Annotated in this window: 16 protein-coding genes; 14 read left to right on the top strand and 2 right to left on the bottom strand. The window is 64.1% G+C overall.

The genetic code is table 11. The features are described from left to right. Positions 1-16 precede the first annotated feature (16 nt). From LVJ94_50260 to LVJ94_50275, 4 genes are all read left to right on the top strand, one after another. Positions 17-922 (top strand): hypothetical protein, encoded by a 906-nt coding sequence (locus LVJ94_50260; GenBank protein WXB05066.1) that lies wholly within the window; start codon positions 17-19, stop codon positions 920-922. A gap of 58 nt (positions 923-980) precedes the next feature. Beyond that, entirely contained in the window at positions 981-1598 is a 618-nt protein-coding gene (locus LVJ94_50265; protein ID WXB05067.1) for a hypothetical protein, read from the top strand. Then, complete coding sequence (locus LVJ94_50270; protein WXB05068.1) at positions 1595-2248, top strand: hypothetical protein; 654 nt, start codon at positions 1595-1597, stop codon at positions 2246-2248. The genes LVJ94_50265 and LVJ94_50270 overlap by 4 nt, the downstream gene beginning before the upstream one ends. A 133-nt stretch (positions 2249-2381) precedes the next feature. Continuing rightward, a complete protein-coding gene (locus LVJ94_50275; GenBank protein WXB05069.1) occupies positions 2382-3956 on the top strand; it encodes a long-chain-fatty-acid--CoA ligase in 1575 nt (524 codons plus the stop codon). Positions 3957-4020: 64 nt separating this feature from the next. Here the strand turns inward: LVJ94_50275 and LVJ94_50280 are convergent, their stop codons facing one another. Both LVJ94_50280 and LVJ94_50285 read right to left on the bottom strand, forming a co-directional pair. After that, entirely contained in the window at positions 4021-7185 is a 3165-nt protein-coding gene (locus LVJ94_50280) for an efflux RND transporter permease subunit (protein WXB05070.1), read from the bottom strand. Between the two features lie 12 nt (positions 7186-7197). Continuing rightward, positions 7198-8403: an efflux RND transporter periplasmic adaptor subunit gene (locus LVJ94_50285; GenBank protein ID WXB05071.1), complete on the bottom strand. Its 1206-nt coding sequence runs from the start codon at positions 8401-8403 to the stop codon at positions 7198-7200. 266 nt (positions 8404-8669) lie between these two features. On the opposite strand from LVJ94_50285, the gene tgt reads away from it, so the two are divergent. The 10 genes from tgt (at position 8670) to LVJ94_50335 (ending at position 19632) form a co-directional block, all read left to right on the top strand. After that, positions 8670-9842, top strand: coding sequence for a tRNA guanosine(34) transglycosylase Tgt (gene tgt, locus LVJ94_50290; GenBank protein ID WXB05072.1), 1173 nt, complete (start codon positions 8670-8672; stop codon positions 9840-9842). Beyond that, positions 9839-10657, top strand: a complete 819-nt coding sequence (locus LVJ94_50295) for a methyltransferase (GenBank protein ID WXB05073.1) — start codon at positions 9839-9841, stop codon at positions 10655-10657. Before tgt ends, LVJ94_50295 begins: the two co-directional genes overlap by 4 nt. Before the next feature lie 39 nt (positions 10658-10696). Then, complete coding sequence (locus tag LVJ94_50300) at positions 10697-12430, top strand: sigma 54-interacting transcriptional regulator (protein WXB05074.1); 1734 nt, start codon at positions 10697-10699, stop codon at positions 12428-12430. A 147-nt stretch (positions 12431-12577) separates the two neighbouring features. Continuing rightward, on the top strand, positions 12578-13459 hold the full coding sequence (locus LVJ94_50305) for a cupin-like domain-containing protein (GenBank protein WXB05075.1): 882 nt from the start codon (positions 12578-12580) through the stop codon (positions 13457-13459). A 24-nt stretch (positions 13460-13483) separates the two neighbouring features. Beyond that, entirely contained in the window at positions 13484-14644 is a 1161-nt protein-coding gene (locus LVJ94_50310; protein ID WXB05076.1) for an iron-containing redox enzyme family protein, read from the top strand. Beyond that, positions 14641-14796 (top strand): hypothetical protein, encoded by a 156-nt coding sequence (locus tag LVJ94_50315; protein ID WXB05077.1) that lies wholly within the window; start codon positions 14641-14643, stop codon positions 14794-14796. Before LVJ94_50310 ends, LVJ94_50315 begins: the two co-directional genes overlap by 4 nt. A gap of 16 nt (positions 14797-14812) precedes the next feature. Further along, on the top strand, positions 14813-16120 hold the full coding sequence (ectB, locus tag LVJ94_50320) for a diaminobutyrate--2-oxoglutarate transaminase (GenBank protein WXB05078.1): 1308 nt from the start codon (positions 14813-14815) through the stop codon (positions 16118-16120). Positions 16121-16137: 17 nt separating this feature from the next. Beyond that, positions 16138-17505, top strand: coding sequence for a hypothetical protein (locus LVJ94_50325; protein ID WXB05079.1), 1368 nt, complete (start codon positions 16138-16140; stop codon positions 17503-17505). Positions 17506-17512: 7 nt separating this feature from the next. Further along, positions 17513-18631: a ThiF family adenylyltransferase gene (locus tag LVJ94_50330; protein ID WXB05080.1), complete on the top strand. Its 1119-nt coding sequence runs from the start codon at positions 17513-17515 to the stop codon at positions 18629-18631. After that, the gene (locus LVJ94_50335; protein WXB05081.1) at positions 18628-19632 is read left to right on the top strand and encodes a TauD/TfdA family dioxygenase; all 1005 of its coding nucleotides are present in this window, start codon (positions 18628-18630) and stop codon (positions 19630-19632) included. Before LVJ94_50330 ends, LVJ94_50335 begins: the two co-directional genes overlap by 4 nt. Position 19633: the final 1 nt, after the last annotated feature.

Genomic DNA, 19633 nt, shown 5'->3' on the forward strand with positions numbered 1-19633 from the left:
TCCGTGAAGGAGAGTTATGAAAATTCATACTTTCGTTGGATGGGGAGCAGGCATCGTCGGCATTTTCGGCATCGCTGCTTGCGGCGCGAGCGCTGGCGATGGCAGTTTGCAGCAAGAGTCGTCGCTTGCTACGGACGACGGCGATGGCAAAGGCGTCGACGAGGTGCGCGAGGCCGCCATCGATCTTCAGAGCTACATTCACAAGGAGGCGCAAGGGTATTCCTCGGCGGCTTGGTTCCGGCAAGGGCGCGTTTTCGGTCCGGGATGGAACGAAAGGGAGATCGTCGAAGAGGGGAATTGCACGGCTACGTTTTTCGAGCCCGGTGACGCGAAAGATCCGGAGCGTCCCCCGGTCTTCGTCAGCGCGGGTGACATTTTCTTCAGCGGCGCGAAGATCTCACCGAACACGGTGATGCGACCCGACAAGAGCAACTACTATCCGAAACTCAGCGACACGGCGGTCCTCTGGGTGGGCGGAGAGGACATCCGCATCGACGTTTTGGGCAGTCGCGATGGGGTGGGCGCGATCAAGGCCACGTTGAAGGCCCCATCGCTCATCACGTTGTCGTCACCGTCGTGGGAGCAAGATAGGCTGACCCTCGACCGCGCCAAGGACCTCGACCTCGCGTGGACGCAGTCGGGCGTGGCGTCCGGAACCGTCAAGGTGCGCATCGAAGCACTGGACAAATACATGGAGAGCGGCGTCCACGTCACGTGCGCGTTTCCGGTGAGCAGCGGTAAAGGGGTGGTCTCAGCGCGGGTTCTCAAACATCTCCCGCTCTCCTCGAGTGCATGGATCGACATTCAGACCGCAGAAGAAGGGATCGCTGCCGCTCCGCCGTGGAACGTGAAGCTGCGTCTCCACTCGGGTGGATCTCGCGCGAACGGGCGGGCGAGTACCGGCCCCGTGAACGTCGAGTAGCCTTGGATGGAGGAGCGGGATTGACAATCCCGCTCCGTCCTTTAGAGAAAGCCGGCACATGCCGGCACTCAAAGGATCGCTCACGTACGCGCGCTTCTTCGTCGATGGGGAGCTCCCCGACGATTTTCGCGAGCGTTTCATGCGCTCGATTCGGCTGCGCGCGCTCAAGCCGCTCGAGCCCGACGAGGAGGATTTGGAGCGCTCCGGATGGTGCCGCGTCGGGGAGGCCTTCGAGCTCGAGCTCGATTACGAGAGTGTATTCTACAACGAGTTCGTGAACCTCGGGTTTCGCACGGACCGGTGGGTCGTGCCCCCTTCGCTCTTGCGCGCCAAAATGCGGGAGGCCGAGGCGGCGTACCTGCAGAAGAAGGGCCGCGAGCGCATTTCGCGTAAGGAGCGCAACGAGTTGAAAGAGGTGGTCACGCGGCGTTTGCGGCGGCAGCTCTCGCCGGCGATGCGCATGTCGGATCTGTCGTGGTCGCTCAACGATGGCGTGGTGCGGTTCTTTTCGCACTCGCCGAAGACCGCGGGCGTCATGATGGAGCTCTTTCACCGCACCTTCGGCATGAAGTTGATCCCGGAGTCGCCGTACACGCTGGCGGCGAGGCTCGGTCTGAGCAAGGCGCAAGAAGGCGCCTGGCAAGATTTGTCGGCGACGAACTTGGGGACCCCATGAGCGCGATGCAGCTGGTCGACCGGATCGAAAAGCGCCGTTTCGTGGGGCGCGAATTTTTGCTCTGGCTGTGGTTCGAGTCGGAGATCTTCGAGGGGACGCTCTCCACGAAGTCGCACGGGGAGTTTGCGCTTTGGGTCGAGCGGCAGATCGCGCTGTCGCTCGGCAAAGAGGAAGTGACGCGCATCAAGGGCGCATACCCCGCCGGCACGCGCGAGGCGAAAGAGGCCCTTTTGCGCGGCAAGATGCCCGACACCGCAGGGCTGCATCTGTCGTGGCACGACCACCAGGCGGGCTTCATCTTCAAGGCCGAGCCCATGGCCATTTCCGGGCTGACCCTGCCCACGGTCCTCGGCGGGGAGGACGAAGAGGAGGCGCCGCCGCCGGAGGCACGCCCCAAGGGCCGGCGGCGGAAGGCCGAGGCCGAAGGCGACGAAGGGCACGAGGCGTTCTACGAACGGATGCGGCTCACGCGCGAGGTCGAAGAGATCCTCGAGGCGCTTTACCGCGACTTTCTCACGCTGCGGCTCGGCGCGGCCTGGACCGACACGGTGGCTCCCGCGCTGTCCGCGTGGACCGATCCCGAAGGGGAGGTCGATGTCGATGCCTACCGCGCCGCGCGCGATCGTGCCCTTTCGACGCGCAAGCGCTAAACCGTCGGAAGAAATTTGGATTGAACAGGGAGATCGGGAGATCGGGAGTTTTTTGAAAAAAATTCACTGCTCCCGATCTCCCGATCTCCCTGTTCAGATTCAAGAGCTACGCTGGTGCACCGGAGGTTTCCCGATGCACGTGTCACTCTCGCCCATGGAGTTCGCGCGCCGCGCGCGGGCGCTCTACGCCGATAGAATTGCGGTGATCGATGGTGAGCTGAGGCTCACGTATGCCGAGTTCTTCGATCGATGCGATCGCTGGTCGCGCGTGCTCGCGGGGTTCGGCGTGCGGCATGGCGATCGCGTGGCGTACATCGCGCCGAACACGCATGCGCAGCTGGAGTCGTTCTACGCGGTGCCGGCGCTGGGGGCGGTGGTGGTGCCGCTCAATTACCGGCTCATCGCCGACGACTTCGCGTACATGATCGAGCATAGCGGCTCGAAGGTGGTGTGCGTCCACTCGGACTACCTCGACGCGGTCGACTCGATCCGTGCGCGCTGTCCGCAGGTGACACACTGGGTTGCGCTGGAGGGAGCGCGTGCGGGGTGGCTCGATTACGAGGCGCTCGTGGCGGCGGCCGACCCGGGGCCTCTCCCGGCGGTGACCATCGACGAGAAGGACCTGCTCACCATCAATTATACGAGCGGCACCACCTCGCGGCCGAAGGGCGTGATGATCACGCACCGCAACGCATGGGTGAACTGCGTGGGGACGCTGGTTCACCATCCGATGACCAGCTCGGACAATTATCTGTGGACCTTGCCGATGTTCCACGCCAACGGGTGGACCTTCGTGTGGATCAACACGGCGGTGGGGGCGACGCACGTTTGCCTGCGCAAGGTCGACCCGGCGTCGGTGTTCGAGCACCTCGAGCGGGAGAAGATCACGCTGCTGTGCGCGGCGCCGACCGTGCTCATCTCGATTGCCAGTGCGCCCGACGAGCTGCGGCAGCGCGCTCCGCGCGGGGTGCGCGTGCTCACGGCGGGGGCGCCGCCGGCGGCGAGCACCATCGAGCGCATCGAGTCGGAGCTCGGGTGGTCGCTCTTGCACGTGTACGGGCTCACCGAGACGTCGCCCTTCATCACCGTGTGCGAGCCGCGCGATACCGATGCGGGTCTTTCGCTGCAGGAGCGGGCGCGCATCAAGGCGCGGCAGGGCGTGGAGCTCATCACGTCGGGCGAGCTGCGCGTGGTCGACGATGCGATGCACGACGTGCCGCGCGATGGGCAGACCATCGGCGAAATCGTGGTGCGTGGCAATGCGGTGATGGACGGCTACTTCCGCGATCCCGAGGCTACCGAGCGCGCTTTCCAAGGTGGCTTCTTCCACAGCGGCGACTCCGCGGTGACCCATCCCGACGGCTACGTCGAGATCCGCGACCGCATGAAGGACGTGATCATCAGCGGCGGCGAGAACATCTCCAGCATCGAGGTGGAGGGCGTGCTCTTGCGGCATCCGGCGGTGCAGGAGGTGGCGGTGGTGGGCATGCCCCACGAGAAGTGGGGCGAGGCGCCGCACGCGTTCGTGGTGCTCAAGCAGGGCAAGACCGCGACGGAGGCCGAGCTGCGCACCTTCGCACGGGACAACATGGCGCACTTCAAGGCGCCGCAGGCGTTTCACTTCGTGAAGGAGCTGCCCAAGACGGCCACGGGCAAGATACAAAAATACGTACTGCGTGGAGGCCGGTCAGGCATCTCCACGCAGTAGCGGGTTTCGGTCTCCCCCTCCCGGCCTCCCCCGGAGGGGGAGGGGCCCTTGAGGGTGGGGGCGCTTATTCGGCGCTGGCGCCGGTGGGTTCGTCGATGATGACGGTTTGATGCGGCCCGCTGTGGGGCGCTTGCTCTTCCGACTCGTTGGTGCGCTCTGCGCGTTCCTTGCTGTGATCCTTGGCGAGGAGAACGTAGACCGCCGGCACAACGAACAGCGTGAACAGCGTTCCGATGAACATGCCGCCGACGAGCACGAGACCGATCGAGTTACGGGCCATGGCGCCGGGGCCCGTGACCAATGTCAGCGGGAAGTGACCGGCGATGGTGGCGACCGTGGTCATCAAGATCGGACGCAGACGGGTGTGTGCTGCTTCCCGCACGGCGTCGAGCTTGCTGAGACCCTCGAGCTGCTTGTGGTTCGCGAACTCGACGATCAGGATGCCGTTCTTCGACACGAGGCCGACCAGGGTCACCAGACCGACCTGCGAGTAGATGTTCAGCGTCGTCGTCCAGCCTGCGGTGAGCTTGAACGGCAGCTCCGGCGGGCCGGGGTACTTGAGGAACGTGAAGATCAACGCTCCGAACATCGCCAACGGCACGGAGCCGAGGAGGATGACGAACGGATCGCGGAACGAGTTGAACTGCGCCGCGAGCACCAAGAAGATGAGCAGCAAGGCCAGGCCCATGGCCGGGAGGAACTTGCCGCCCTCCGTGCGGAGCTGACGCGACTCACCCGTGTAGTCGACGTGGTAGCCCTGCGGGAGAACTTCCTTCGCCTTCGTCTCGAGCACCTTCAGCGCCTCGTCGATCGAACGCCCGGACATACCGGAGAGCTTGATCGAGTTCAGCTGCTGGAAGCGATTGAGCGTTCGAGGCTCCACACCGTCGCGGATCGTGGCGATGGCGCTCAGTGGAATGAGCTCGCCCCTCGGACCCGTGATTTGGATGTTCGTGAGCTGGTCGGGCGTCAGGCGCCCAGAGCGCTCCATCTGCGGAATGACTTTGTACGCGCGCCCGTCGATGTTGAAGCGGTTGACGAAGTTTCCGCCCAGCATCGCCGAGAGATCCGCACCGACGTTCTGCATGCTCAGACCCATCGACGAGATCTTGTCGCGGTCGAGGATCACGTCCGCCTTCTCTTGGTCGATCTGCACGTCGATGATCGGCGGGAAGTAGAAGATGCCGCTATCCATCGCCGCCTTCTGGAGGTCCTGCGCGAAGCGCAAGATTTCCGTGTGCGGTGCCGTCGCCGAGATGACGAACTCGATCGGCAGCTGACCGGGGCTCGGCAGCGAAGGAGGAACGAAGATCGGTGCACGCACGCCCGTGATGGCGCTCATCTTGTGCGTGATCTCCGTTTGGATGGGGAAGATGCTCCGATGACGCTCGTTCCAGGGCTTCACCAGCATGCCGCCGATGGCCAGCTGTGGCGTGGTGATCTGGAAGCTGTGCTCGAACTCCGGCGTCGTCTTGAAGATCTCGTTCGCCTGCTCGGTGTACGGAATGACCTGCTCCAGCGTGGTGTTCGCTGGCATCTGGAGCGCTCCGAACACGACGCCCTGGTCTTCGTTGGGCGCGAGCTCGTTCGGCGAGAACATGTACAAGGGGACGATGCAGAGCGACAGAAGTCCCCAGGCGAAGTAGACCACGCCGCGCGTGCGCAACGTGGAATCGAGCATGCGCGCGTATCCACGCCGGATGGCGTTGAACACCGCATCGACGTGCCGCACGAGCCAGCGGTTGCTGTGCTCCGACGACATCATCTTCGACGCCATCATCGGCGAAAGCGTCAGCGCCACGATGCCCGAGATGAACACCGCACCGGCGAGGGTGAAGGCGAACTCGCGGAAGAGCGCACCGGTCAAACCGCCCTGCAAACCGATGGGCGCGTACACCGCGGCCAGCGTGATCGTCATGGCGATGACCGGCCCGACGAGCTCGCGGGCGCCGAGAATGGCCGCCTCAAAGGAGCCCTTTCCGAGCTGAATGTTCCGGTCCACGTTCTCGACGACGACGATGGCGTCGTCGACGACGAGACCGACCGAGAGCACGATGGCCAACAGCGTGAGCAGGTTCAGCGTGAAGCCGAAGGCCTGCATCAAGAACATCGCACCGATGAGTGACACCGGGATGGCGATGATTGGCACGATGACCGTTCTTATCGATCCGAGGAACAAGAAGATGACGATCATGACGATGACGATCGTCTCGATGAGCGTGTGGGTAACGTCGTCGATGGCGCTCTGGATGTACGTCGTCGTGTCGAAGGCCACGAAGGCGTTCATGCCCGTGGGCAGCTCCGTCTTGATGGCCTCCATCTCCTTGCGGACGGCGGCGATGACGTCGAGCGAGTTGGCGCTCGGCAGAACCCAGACGCCCATGAACACGGCGGCATCGCCGCTCATGCGCACTTCTTGGTCGTAGTTCTCGGCGCCGAGCACCACCTCGGCCACGTCTTCGAGGCGCACGAGCGTCGTGCCCGATTGCTTGACGACGAGCTTCTTGAACTCCTCGACCGACTTCAAGTCGGTGTCGGCGGAGAGGTTCAGCTGAACGAGGTTGCCCTTCGTCTGGCCCAGCGCGGACAGGTAGTTGTTCTGCCCCATCGCCGCGCGAACCATCGCCGGGCTGATGTTCAGAGCCGCCATGCGCTCGGGCTTGAGCCACGCGCGGATGGCGAACTGGCGCCCGCCGAGGATGTCGGCCTTCTGCACGCCGGCAATCGCGGAGAGGCGAGGCTGCACGATGCGCACGAGGTAGTCGGTGACTTGGTTGTCCTCGAGGATGTCCGAGCCGAAGCTCAGATACATCGCCGCGAACTGCGAGTCCGATGGCTCGATGCTGATCGAGGGGATCTCCGCTTCGGGCGGCAGGTCGGCGCGCACTTGGTTGACGCGCGCCGTGATGTCGGCGAGGGCGTTGCCCTGCGGGAAGTTCAGCTTGAGGCGAACGTTGACCGTGGACAGACCCTGGACGCTGCTCGACTCGAGGTAGTCGATACCGTCTGCGGCGGCGATGGCGCGCTCGAGTGGCGTCGTGATGAAGCCGCTCACCAAGTCCGAGCTGGCACCGACGTACACGGTCTTGACGCTGATCGTGGCGCTATCGAGCCGTGGGTACTGCCGCGTGTTGATCGATTTGATCGCCTGGAGCCCGGCCACGATGATGACCAGGTTGAGAACGATCGCCAGAACGGGCCGGCGTATGAATAAGTCGGTGAACTTCATGGCGTCTCCCGATCAGTGATTCTCGGGGTGCGGGTCCAGTTGCGGCTTTGCCTGGACGTCGTTGTTGACGACGATGGGCGCACCGTTGCGGAGTTTGAACGCACCCGCCGTGACGACCTCTTGACCGGGTTTCACGCCGTCGAGGATGGCGACGTAATCGCCCCGCGCCTCGCCCTTCCGGACGAATTGCTGTCGAGCAATTTTGATGGGCTGCCCCGTCGGCGACTTCGACGCGCCGGGAGAGTCCGGCTTCTTGTCCTCGATGACGAAGACCGATTCGCCGTACGAGGCGTGCACGACCGACGTCGACGGAACGCTCACCACCTTGCCTTTGTTGGGCAGGACGACGGTGACGTTCACGTACATACCGGGGCGGAGCTTGAGCTCCTTGTTGTTCAACGAAGCGCGCAGCTTGATCTGGCGGGTGTTGGAGTCGACCGAGGGATCGACCGCCGCGATGGTCCCTTCCCACGAAGAGCCACCTGCGCCCGCGTCGGCATCGGCGCTCGGCGAGGCCGTTGCCGAGAGACGGACCGGCATGCCGACCGAAACGTCCGGCAGGCGCTGCTGCGGCAAGGTGAAGTCCACGTACACCTGCTCGATGGCTTCCAGAACGGTGAGCGCCGTGCCGGGGCTCAGGTACTGCCCCAAGTTCACCAAACGGATACCAAGACGACCCGAAAACGGCGCCTTGACGATCTTGCGCTGGATCTGGGCTTCGAGGGTTTCGATTTCGGTGTTCGAGCCTTTGAGGCCCGCTTCGTCCGTATCGAGCTGCGCCTGGGCGATCGAGCCGCTCGAAACGAGTGCCCGCGTCCGGTTGGCGACCGAAAGGGCCAATTCCTGCCGGGCCCGAGCCTGCGCCAGCTGGCCGCGTTCCACGCTCGTATCGAGCTCGACGAGGACTTGACCGGCCTTGACCGACTTGCCCGACTCGAAGTTGATGCGGGTCACGATGCCCGCGGCGTCGTTGCTGAGGCTGACGCCTTTGAGCGACGTAACGCTGCCCGTTGCCTGCAGCGTGCCCTCCCACGTCTGCTCGTCGACCTTCCCGGAGCTGACGCTCTCAGGGGGCGGACCTGCTTTTGCGCCTTCCTTGCCCATGTTGATGAGCTGTCCAATTTGGCCGGCCTTGATGCCGGCAAGGATTCCAACGACCGCGAGGAGACCCACGATCGAGACGAGAATCCCAACTATTCTTCCAGGTTTGTTGCGCACCGCGTTCCAACGCTCCAAAAGGGGCCGCCAGCGTCGCACGAAAGCCACGCCAAGGCGAACGAAGAGGCCTTTTTCGATCCCATCGAAAGGTCTCCGATGGGGTCTGGGCCTATCTAGGTGAGTCGTATTCGAGAGACAATCCCCGAGAACGATCGGTTCCATTGCCCGATTTGCGATAATTAACTGGACATTGCGGCCCGAACCGCGACCACAAGTAACTGGGTGGATATCAAAACGAGGCCGAAACCGTAGTAGCGTGGCGGTCGATGAGTCTCTCGGCAGGGCTTCCCTTCGACATCACCGCGGTCGATGTGGCTTCGAATGCACGACGCGGCACGCTCCAGACAGCGCACGGAAGAGTGGAAACGCCCGCCTTCATGGCGGTAGGCACGCGCGCGACGGTCACCGGGCTCACCCCGGCCGATTTGGCGGACATCGGCGCGCAAGTGGTGCTCGGAAACACGTACCACTTGATGCTGCGGCCCGGGCCGGAGTTGTTTCGGCGCGTGGGCGGTATCCACACGTTCATGGGGTGGTCGGGACCCGTGCTCACCGACTCGGGGGGCTACCAGATCTTCTCATTGGCGGAAGATCGCACCCTGAGTGAACGTGGGGCTCACTTCCGGAGCTACACCGATCAGCGCATGCACATGCTCTCGCCGGAGCGATCCATCGAGGTGCAGACCGCGATCGGGTCGGACATCATGATGGTGCTCGACGTGTGCGCGGACTCGCGCTCGGACGAGGCGACGTTGCGGGATGCGATGGATCGAACGCACCGCTGGGCGGTGCGCAGCCTGGCTGCACGCACGAACCCCGCGCAGGCACTGTTTGCCATCGTGCAGGGCGGCGTCCGGCGTGAGCTGCGCAAGGAATCCGCCGGTGTGCTCACCGCGATGCCGTTCGATGGATTCGCCATCGGCGGGTTGGCCGTGGGGGATGCCCGTGCGGAACGCGAGGACATGACACATTTTTCCGCGGAGCTTTTGCCGCGGGATCGGCCGCGTTACTTGATGGGCGTGGGGACGCCGGCGGACCTGCTGGAGGCGATTGCGGCGGGTGTGGACATGTTCGACTGCATCTTGCCGACGCACCTCGCGTGGCAAGGGACGGCGTTCACCGGGACGGGGCGGGTGCGTCTGACGCGCGGGCCGAATGCGCAGGCCGACGTGCCGCTCGATGCGGAGTGCCCCTGTTCGACGTGCCGGTTGTACAGCCGCGCGTACTTGCATCACCTGTTCAAGTGCAGCGAGCCTCTCGGGCCGCGGCTGGTGTCGCTGCACAATCTGCATCACTACCATGCGCTGATGGCCGAGGCGCGCAGGGCCATCGAGGCGGGGGCGTACGCCGCGTTCGCGAAGAGGAAGCTCGAGGCGATCGATCGGCACGAGCACAGCACGAAGCGCTTCTCGGCGGAGCGGACGGTGGCGGCATCGTGACGTTGCGTTGCGACGTGGTGACGACGCGCAGCGGGGCGCGTGCCATGCGCGACCTCGCGACGGGCGAGTGCATGCACCCGGTGGTGGGGCCGCAGGTGGAGGCCGAACGGCTCTACGTGGGGCCATCGCGTTTGGCGGCGCGCCTGTCGTCGGGCGAGGGCGACCCGTTGGTGCTGCTCGAGGTGGGGCTCGGTGCCGGCTCGAATGCCGTGGCGGCGTGGAAGCTCTCGGAGTCGCTGGGGGCGTCGTCACGGCGTCTCGAGATCGTGAGCTTCGATCGAAGCGTGGCCGCGCTCGAATTGGCGCTGACCGAGGAGCACGCGGCGGACTTCGGCTTGGACGGCGATGCAGGGCATGCCGCGCGCAACATGCTTGCGGCGCGCCGCTTCACGACGGCGCGCACCCTATGGCGGCTCGTCTACGGCGAGCTCCAGGAGACGCTGGCGCGCGAGCCGGAGGAGCGTGCGGACGTCGTGTTCTGGGATCCCTTTTCGCCGCGCGCGAACCCGGCGCTGTGGACCGTGGCATCGTTCGCGCTCCTGCGGCGTGCCTGCCGTGCCGGGGCCACCGTGCACACGTACAGCGCGGCCACGGCCACGCGCTCGGCGCTGCTCCTCGCAGGCTTCGCCGTCGGCGTGGGCGAGGGGATCGGCGACAAGGAAGGGACCACCGTGGCCGCCGTCGATGCGCGCGATCTCACGCGCCCGCTCGACCGGCGCTGGCTGAATCGCCTTTCGCGATCGACCGCGCCTTTTCCGAGTGATGCGCCCGCCGATGCCATGGCACGCATCTCGGAGTTGCCGCAGTTCGGGTAAGGCCCGGCGTCCCCATACGGACGTGCTACTTTGGCGGAGGTGGTGAAGAGTCAGCCCAGCATTCGACTCGTGGTCACCAGCGGGCAGGATGCGGGTGCCCAGCTCGATGTGGGGGGCCAGTTCAAGTTGGTCGGGCGCGCGCGGGACGCGCATCTGTCGCTCAGTGATCCGAGCGTGTCGCGGCGTCATTTTCACATCCACGCGATGGCCGGCGAGCTGGCCTACGTGCAAGTGTGCGGGGACGCTGCGCCCATCGTGCACGCCAATCGGAAGATCACCGCCGGCGAAGTGAAGGTGGGCGACTCCATCTTGGTGGGCAAGACGCTGCTGTTGGTCACGGAGGCGAGTGGGGGCCGCACGAGCGAGGTGCACCGCGCGAAGGAGGTGGCCAATACGACCATCGGGGCGCTGCTCACCGGCGCGGCGGCGGACGTCGTGGGCGTTGCGGCCATTTTTGCGCTGAATCAGACGCTGAGCGCGGCGACGTCGGCGACGGAGGTCGAGACCATTCTGTCAACGTGGGCCCGCACGTACGCGGAGTGCTCACGGATCGACTTGCACGCCGAGGGCCGCGCGCAGTTCGGATCGACGGACGAGATGCCCCTTCTGGAGACGGCGACGCCGGATGGCGGCACGGCCATCGTCGCGCCCTCGCGCGGGGCTCCCACCGGTTGGCTCGCGTTTCATACGACGGTGTCTCCGCCCGCCGTGGGGGATCCGCTCCGGCGGCTCCTGGTGCTCGCCGCCGCGCTGGCGGGCGCGCAACTCGCGCACCTTTCCACGTTGCAGATCGTGCGCGACGACCGCGACGCGCTTCGACGGCTGGCCATCGGCAGCGCGCAGCGTTTTTTGGGGACGTCGCCCGCGGCCGAGGAACTGGTTCGGCTGATCGCGCGGCTGGCCGCGTCGGAAGCCACCGCGCTCCTCACCGGGGAAACCGGTGTCGGGAAAACCTTCGTCGCGCGGTTGATCCACGAGGCGGGGCCGCGCAAAGACGAGCCTTTGCGCGTGATCAACTGCGCGGCCATCCCGGAGACGCTGATCGAGCGCGAGCTGTTCGGGCATGCGCGGGGCGCCTTCACCGGAGCGACGGCGGATCAAGTTGGCGTCTTCGAGGCCGCCGAGGGCGGCACGGTGCTCTTGGACGAGGTGGGGGAGCTTCCGCTCGCGAGCCAGGCCAAGTTGCTGCGCGTGCTCGAGGACAAGCAGTTCGAGCGGCTTGGTTCGACCCGCTCGATTCCGCTGCGGGCGCGCGTGCTGGTGGCCACCAACCGCGATCTCGACGAAATGGTCGCCGCGGGCACCTTCCGCCGTGACTTGTTCTTCCGGATCACCGTGATCAAGGCGAGCATCCCGCCGCTGCGCGAGCGCGGCGACGACGTGGTGCTGCTCGCGAAGAAGCTGCTCAGCGATCTGGCCTCGAGCTCGGGCCGGAGGGTGCACGATTTCTCGCCGGAGGTCCTCGAGGCCATCCGGCGCTATCCATGGCCGGGCAACGTGCGGGAGCTGCGCAACGTCATCGAGCACGCGCTGGTGATGGGCGACGGCCCGACCATTGCGACCAGCGACCTGCCCGAGGCCATTCGCGGCCTGCCGCGCGCCGCCGACGTCACGGCCAATTCCTCGCCGTCCGCGATGGTCGTCGAGCTGCCGATGAACGAAGAATCGCTGCAGACGAAGAATCGAGAAGCCGCCCTGGTGGTGACCGGGGGGAACAAGGTCCGCGCGGCGGCGCTTCTCGGAATCGGGCGCACGACGTTCTATCGGAAGTAGCCGCTGTTCATTTCTGAAACAGTGTTCCGATTGGGAGCACGGCAACTGTTCATGAAGTGAACACCGCGAGCGACCCGCTCGATATTCTTCGAATGATGGCCTAGCCACACCCCTGGCGCGCGCCTTGCTGAAGCGGTGGGGCCGAACATGAAAGCCTTTACGTCCGTTCCTAAAGAGACGGGCCTCACCGCGGCACGGTTCCACGCCGAGTACTTGCGGCCCGAGCGGCCGGTCATCATCGCGGATGCGTGCGTCGGGAGGGCCTACGATCTGTGGTCGCCGGAGTACTTCTGTCGCATTGCGCCGGATCTCGCGGTGCCCATCAAAGAATATGGGCCATCCGGTATTCGCCAATCGAAAATGACATTGAAGGCCTATGCCGCGTTTCTGCGCGAGCACGAGCGCGCACCGCGGCCTCGCGGCCAGGCGTTGCCCTATTGCCACGACATTCCCATCTTCGCGTTGCTCCCGCGCCTGGTGGAGGACGTCCAGCCCTTTCCGGCGGGATTACTGTCCAGTTATTACCAGCCGGCGTGGTGGCGCTACGTCCAATTCTTCATGGGGCCGGCGCATAGTCTGACGCCACTTCATTTCGACACCTTGTTGACGCACAACCTGTTCTTTCAGGTGTACGGCAAAAAGCGATTCACCATTTACGCGCCCGACGATGCCGCATATTGCGGGCGACGGAGCTGGCGCTGGTTCACGCACGATCCCGAGCAGCCCGATTATCAGAGCCTTCCGCACAGCCGGCAGGCCACGCCCTACGAGGTGGTGGTGGGCCCGGGCGACATTCTCTACCTGCCACCGGGGACGCTTCATCACGTGCGCGGCCTCGGTACGTCGATATCGTTCAACATCGATTTTCACACCCGGCGGAGCGCCTTGCGCAGCCTTCTCGGGCCGCTGCGGGGCATGCCGCGCCAGAGCTTCTATTACAATGCGCTGGCCACCCTCGGCATTGTCGGGCGCGTGCCCGAGGAATGGGTGTTTCGATATTACAAGCCGTACTTGAGTTACGTCGTCTGACTGATTTGAAGGGGCAAACGTACGATGACCATCTGGGAACCGTGGTTGGAAACCCATAGCCTGCGCAAACTCGAGCGGCATCCGCTGTTGACGGAGCTATCCGAGGGGCGCATCGGTTTGAACGGCGTACGAACATTGCTCATTCAGCACCGCCACTATTCGCGGCATTTTACGCAGTATTTGTGCGCGCTGATGAGCAATATATCGAACGTCGACGATCTCCACGCCATCATGGAGAATCTTCTGGAGGAAATGGGGATGGACGGCGGCAGCGAGAATGTCACGCACGCCGAGTTGTTCCAGCGAACATTGGATACGTTGAATGCCGATCCGCGCGACGAAGGCCCCCTTCCAGCCACGCGTGCGCTCACCCAATCGGTCATGGATTATTGCCGCAAAAAGGACCCCTTGGAGGGTCTGGCGGCGCTTTGCCTGGGCGCGGAGGCCATCGTGCCCGTGGTGTACCGTCCCATTCTGGATGCCCTGGTCGGGCACGGCGTGGGCGATCGCGCGACGGAGTTCTTTCGCATCCACATCGAGGAGGACGAAGGCCACGCGCTCACCATGTTGAACATTCTCCAGCGGCTCACCGCTCGGGACGCATCGGCGCGAGAACGGGCACGTTCGATCGGGGCGGACGTCATCGCCAAACGGTGCGACATGTTCGACGCCGTCCTCGAGGAGATCCGCGACCAGGGCGGTGACGACGTGCTCGTGCACCGCAAGATCACCGAGCCCCCGCCGCGCTTCTCCTCCATCGATTTCGGCCGCGTGGGCTCGAAGACCCGCGTGTTCGTCCCCGAGCGGCTGCACCACCCGCGGGTGACGTCGGGCCACGATACGGAATCGACGAAGTTCACCGAGGAACGCAACCACGCGGTGCATATCATCGACCTGCCGACGAACACGCTCAGCGTCACCATCGGTGGCCTGCAGCCCGGACAATCGACGCGCCTGCACCGGCACAATTACGAAACGGTGATTTACGTGATCGCCGGATCGGGGCACTCTCGCATCGAGGACCGCGTCGTTCATTGGACGGCGGGGGATGCGTTTTACGTTCCCGTTTGGGCGGCGCACCAACACGTCAACGACGGTACGGGCTCGTGCACCTACGTGGCATGCGAGAACGCGCCGCTCTTGCAAAACCTCGGCAACATCGCCTTGCGGGAGGAGCTCGGATGAGTGAATCCAAGGCCAAATCACGCTCGCCCGCGGCACTGGACGAGGGCGGGCACGAGGAACCCCCGGGGCGTGACGACGAGTCCGAGAGGTCGCACACCGACTTCTTCACCGACTCCGGTTCGTTGAACTCCGGTTACCTGGACGGCGCCTGACACGAAAGGGATCGTCATGAAATCTTCATCCGAAACGTCCGCCTTCGAAGAACACGAGTCCGTCGTGCGCAGCTACTGCCGGAAATTTCCGGCCGTCTTCTCCATCGCGAAGAATGCCATTTTGGAGGATGAACAAGGGCGCGAATACATCGATTTTCTGTCGGGCGCCGGTTCACTGAACTACGGCCACAACGATCCGATGATTCGCAGCAAAATCGTCGAATACATTCTTCGCGACGGCATCACCCACTCGCTGGATTTTCATACCTCGGCGAAGAAGCGATTTTTGCTGGCCTTCGACGAAGTCATCCTCAAGCCGCGCGGATACAATTACCGTCTTCAATTCACCGGTCCCACGGGGACCAATGCGGTGGAGGCTGCGCTCAAGTTGGCGCGCAAGGTCACCGGGCGGCGCAACGTCGTGGCCTTCACCGACGCATTTCACGGGATGACCCTGGGCGCGCTCGCGACCTCGGCACGGCAATCGAAGCGCGCGGTTGCCGGCGTTTCGCTGCCCGACGTGGTGCGCATGCCCTACGACGGATACTTCGGGGAAGGTGTGAGCACCCTCGACTTCATCGAGGCCATGCTCTTTCGAACCGGCTCCGGTGTGGACATTCCCGCGGCGTTCATCCTGGAAACGGTGCAGGCCGAGGGCGGGGTCAACGTGGCGTCCTCGCAGTGGTTGCGCGGCCTTTCGACCATGGCACGCAAGTACGGTGTGCTCCTCATCGTCGACGATATCCAAGCGGGCTGCGGGCGCACGGGGACGTTTTTCAGCTTCGAGCGCGCGGGCATCGAGCCCGATCTGGTCTGTTTGGCCAAATCGATTTCCGGTTACGGCTTGCCCATGTCTCTATTGCTGATCCGGCCCGATCTCGATCGGTGGGAGCCCGGTGAGCACAATGGGACGTTTCGCGGAAACAACTTGGCGTTCGAGGCGGCGACGAGCGCGCTCGATTACTGGCGGGACCGCTCGTTTTCCCACGGCGTTGCCTTCAAGTCGCGCATCATCGTCGACCACTTGAATGCCATTCGTGCGTCGTTTCCCGCGCACGTGCGCAGCATTCGCGGGGCCGGTTTCATCCAGGGGCTCGTGTTCGACGATCCGCGCATTGCGGCGGAGGTCTCCAAGGCGGCCTTCGGGGAGGGCCTCATCGTCGAATTGTGCGGGCCGACGGAAAACGTCGTCAAGATTCTTCCCCCGCTCACCATCGAGCCCATCGTCCTCAAGCAAGGACTGACTCGGCTCTCCACCGCTGTTTCCAAAGTTTTGCATGCCTCGCTCGAACGCGTGCCTGATTCGGTCTCGTGTTCGGCCTGATTCGATAGGAGACGCCCATGATTTTTGCCGCCGACGAATCGGTCGTGGAATCCCAATTCGCACAAATGAGCTCGGCCAGCGCGCAGGCGTTGACCCAGGCTCAGGCTCGGCTTTTCGAGGACCTGGCCTCGGCCGGTCTGCACTTCGAAGGAAAGAGTTACCCGGTCTCCATTCGGCCTTTGCTTCTGGAGCCGGGGACCGCGCAGTGGCTCGCCCGTGCGGCGGAGCAGCTTTCGCCCATCTTCGATTTCGCGGCGAGGCTCTACGTGGAGGACCCCGATGTGCGCAAGCTGTTTCCCGCGTACCGGAGCGTGGAGCACCTCATCGTGCGCTTGCCCAAGCATTCGCCGCTCATCCGCGTGTATCGGCTGGACGGGTTGTTCGACGAGACGGATTCGTTCCGCATTCTGGAGACGAACACCGAGGCGCCCGGCGGCGTGATTCAGAATGGGCTCGCGGCCCGCATTTGGTCGAAAGTTCCCAATCCGCTGATGCGAAATGTACCGCACGACGCGCTCTTCCAACCGTTTGCCATCGATCCGGATCTCATTCTGCAAGAGATCCTGGCCACCCACCGGGAACGGGTGGGCACGTTGCCCCAGCGCGCCGCGGTGGTGACGTTCCGCGGCTCGTTCAAGAACGAAGTGGCCCGGATGGTCGAGGGCCTGAATCGCCTGGGCGTTGCCGCGGAGACCCTCGATGCGAGCGAGCTCCGGCGCGATGGGAAAAGCCTGGTGGATCGGCAGGGACGCCGCGTGGACGTCGTGTACAACAAGCTCGATGTTCGCGATTTGATCGACGCGCCGGAGGTGAGCGATTACCTCCATGCCATTGCCGACGGTGTGGTGACGTCGATCAACCCGCTCGTGGGGCAATGGCCTCTCTCGGACAAAGCCATTTTGGCGCTGTTGAGCGATCCGCGGACGCTCGGGCGCTTTTCGGCGGAGCAGCAGGCATTTTGCCGCGCGCACATTCCCTGGACGCGCGTGCTCCGGGAGGACGCGACGGTCAGCCCCGGGGGGCATCGCGTGGATCTGTTGCAATACGTGTCGAGCCACCGTGCGTCGCTGGTGCTCAAGCCGTCCAATGCCACGCGTGGCGAAGGTTTGACCTTGGGGCCGTTCACACCGCAGTCGCAATGGGATGCCACCATCGCCACCGCGATCGCGAGCGAGCAGCCGTACGTGGTGCAGCAATACGTCCAAGGACGAAAGGTATCCGCGGTTCATCCCGCGGACGGCGTGGTGACGTCACTCTGGTCGGGGGTCGATGCGTACGTGTATGGGGGGAATTTCGCCGGCTTTCAAGCGCGTGCCAGCTTCGACCCGGTCATGAACGTCGGAAAACGAGGAATTTTGCTTCCGGTCATCGTCAGAAAGGGTTGAGCGAACCATGAATACCGTTTCATCCGTCATCCAGCGCCCCATCCTGCAGCCCACCGTCATCGTCGCGCCGCTTCCGAACAAGCGGCTCATGGTTCACCGCGGCACGAAACAGTCGGAGCCCGGACTCATCTTCGAAGATCCCGCCTCGTGGAAAATCGAGACGATTGGCCTGTTGACCGGGAAAAATACCCAAGATGACATTCATCGCACGTTGACGGAGCGCGGCCGGTCGGTCAACAAGGCGGAGCTGCTCGCCTTCGTGGAAGCGCTCGCCGACGCGGCGGCCGTCGAGGACGCCGAGTATTTCGATATGTCGTCCTTGCGGGTGGACCAGACGGATCGCTATTCCCGCAACTTGAACGGATTCGCCGCGCTCTCCCCGAACCACGAGACGCCGGCGGCCCTGCAGCGCAAATTGTTCGGTGCCCATGTGTTGATGCTGGGGTGCGGCGGTCTGGGGAGCTGCACGGCCACGGCGCTCACCATGGCCGGGTGCGGGACCATTTCGCTGGTGGACTTCGACCATATCGAACTGGGGAATCTCAATCGGCAGCTGTTCAATTCGGGCGACGTCGGCCAGCGCAAGGTCGATATTTTGAAGTCGCGGCTCGAGGCCATCAACCCCGACACGCGCGTGAATACGGTATTCCAACGCCTCGAGAGCACGGCCGACGTTGCCAGTTTGATCGAGTACTTCAAGCCCGGCATCGTGGTTGCGGCCATCGACAGGCCGGTCATCGCCAACGACCGCTGGATCAGCGATGCATGCTTCGCCGCCGGGATCCCCGCCGTCTTCAACAGCGTCTCCGCGGGGACCGGGCTCGTATGGACCAAGGTGCCCGGCCAAACCGGGTGCTTCAAGTGCGACGAGCTTTGGTCGGTGGAGCGCAATCCCGATCACTACAGCACGCGCGTGTACCGGGAGAAGAACGACTTGATTCCGGCCACCTCGGCGTTCAGCCATTGCGCGATGACGGTCAGCGGGATGATGGCGTCGGACATCGTCCGTCACCTGGTGGGATGGCCCATGGCGAGCGCCGGCAAGTTGGTGGTCATCGACTTTGCCACCTTGACGACCAAGGTCGTCGAGAAGCCGCAACACCCCGATTGCCGGACCTGCAAATGAGCACCGGTGAGAATCGAACCGAGGTATTCCGGAGTCCCATCACGGATCGTGCGGCGTGGAACGCGGAGTCCATCGGCGGCAAGGCGGGGGTGACGTACGCGCTCGATGCCGCCGAATTGTCCGCGATCGCACGGTTGCTCGAACGAACACGGCATCGCGCGACGTACGATCTGGCGAAAAGCGATTTCGAGACGCCGGAGTTGCAGCGGTGCTTTGCCAGCATCTGCCACGAGATCATGCACGGCACGGGCGTGGTGCTCGTTTCGGGGGTGACGCCCGAGGCCTTCGAGCCGGCGGACTTCGAGCGGATCTTTTGGGGGTTCGGCCTTCGATTCGGAACGCCGGCGGTGCAGAGTGCGGCGCACAACCGCATCGGCCACGTGCGGAACGAAAAGGAGAATCCGAGAAATCGCGGGTACATGTCGGATCGCGAGCTCGGGTTTCACTCGGACGCGTTCGAGGTCATTGGCTTGATGTGCGTGCAAAATGCGCCCTCGGGCGGGCTCACGCACATCGTGAGCAGCCTGGCCGTGCACAACGAGCTCTTGAAACATGCCCCGCACGTCCTCGATGCTTTGTACGAGGGATATCCATATGCCACCGCGGAGCGCACGGTGAGCAGCCGGCCGGTGACGGATTATTCGATACCGGTGTTCTCGCGCGTGGGCCAGACGGTCAGCTCGATGTGTGTCGACACGTACATGCGCATGGCGGCGGACAAGTTGGGGGTGACCTTCCCGCCGGACTTGGACGAGGGACTGCAACGCTTCTTCGACACGTGCGCGCGCAAGGACCTCCTGCTCGAGTTTCTCCTGGATCCCGGGGAAATCTTGCTGCTCAACAACTTCACCACGGTGCACTCTCGAACCAAATTCGAGGACTCCGATACCCAGCGAAGGCACCTGCTTCGTTTGTGGCTCAAGGTCGCGGATGGCCGGCCCGTCGTCCCCGCCCTCCTCGCACGCGGAACCGATTACGAGGATTTGTGCCAACGAGGTTAGC

The sequence above is a fragment of the Sorangiineae bacterium MSr11367 genome (assembly GCA_037157805.1).
GTDB lineage: Bacteria > Myxococcota_A > Polyangia > Polyangiales > Polyangiaceae > Pendulispora > Pendulispora rubella.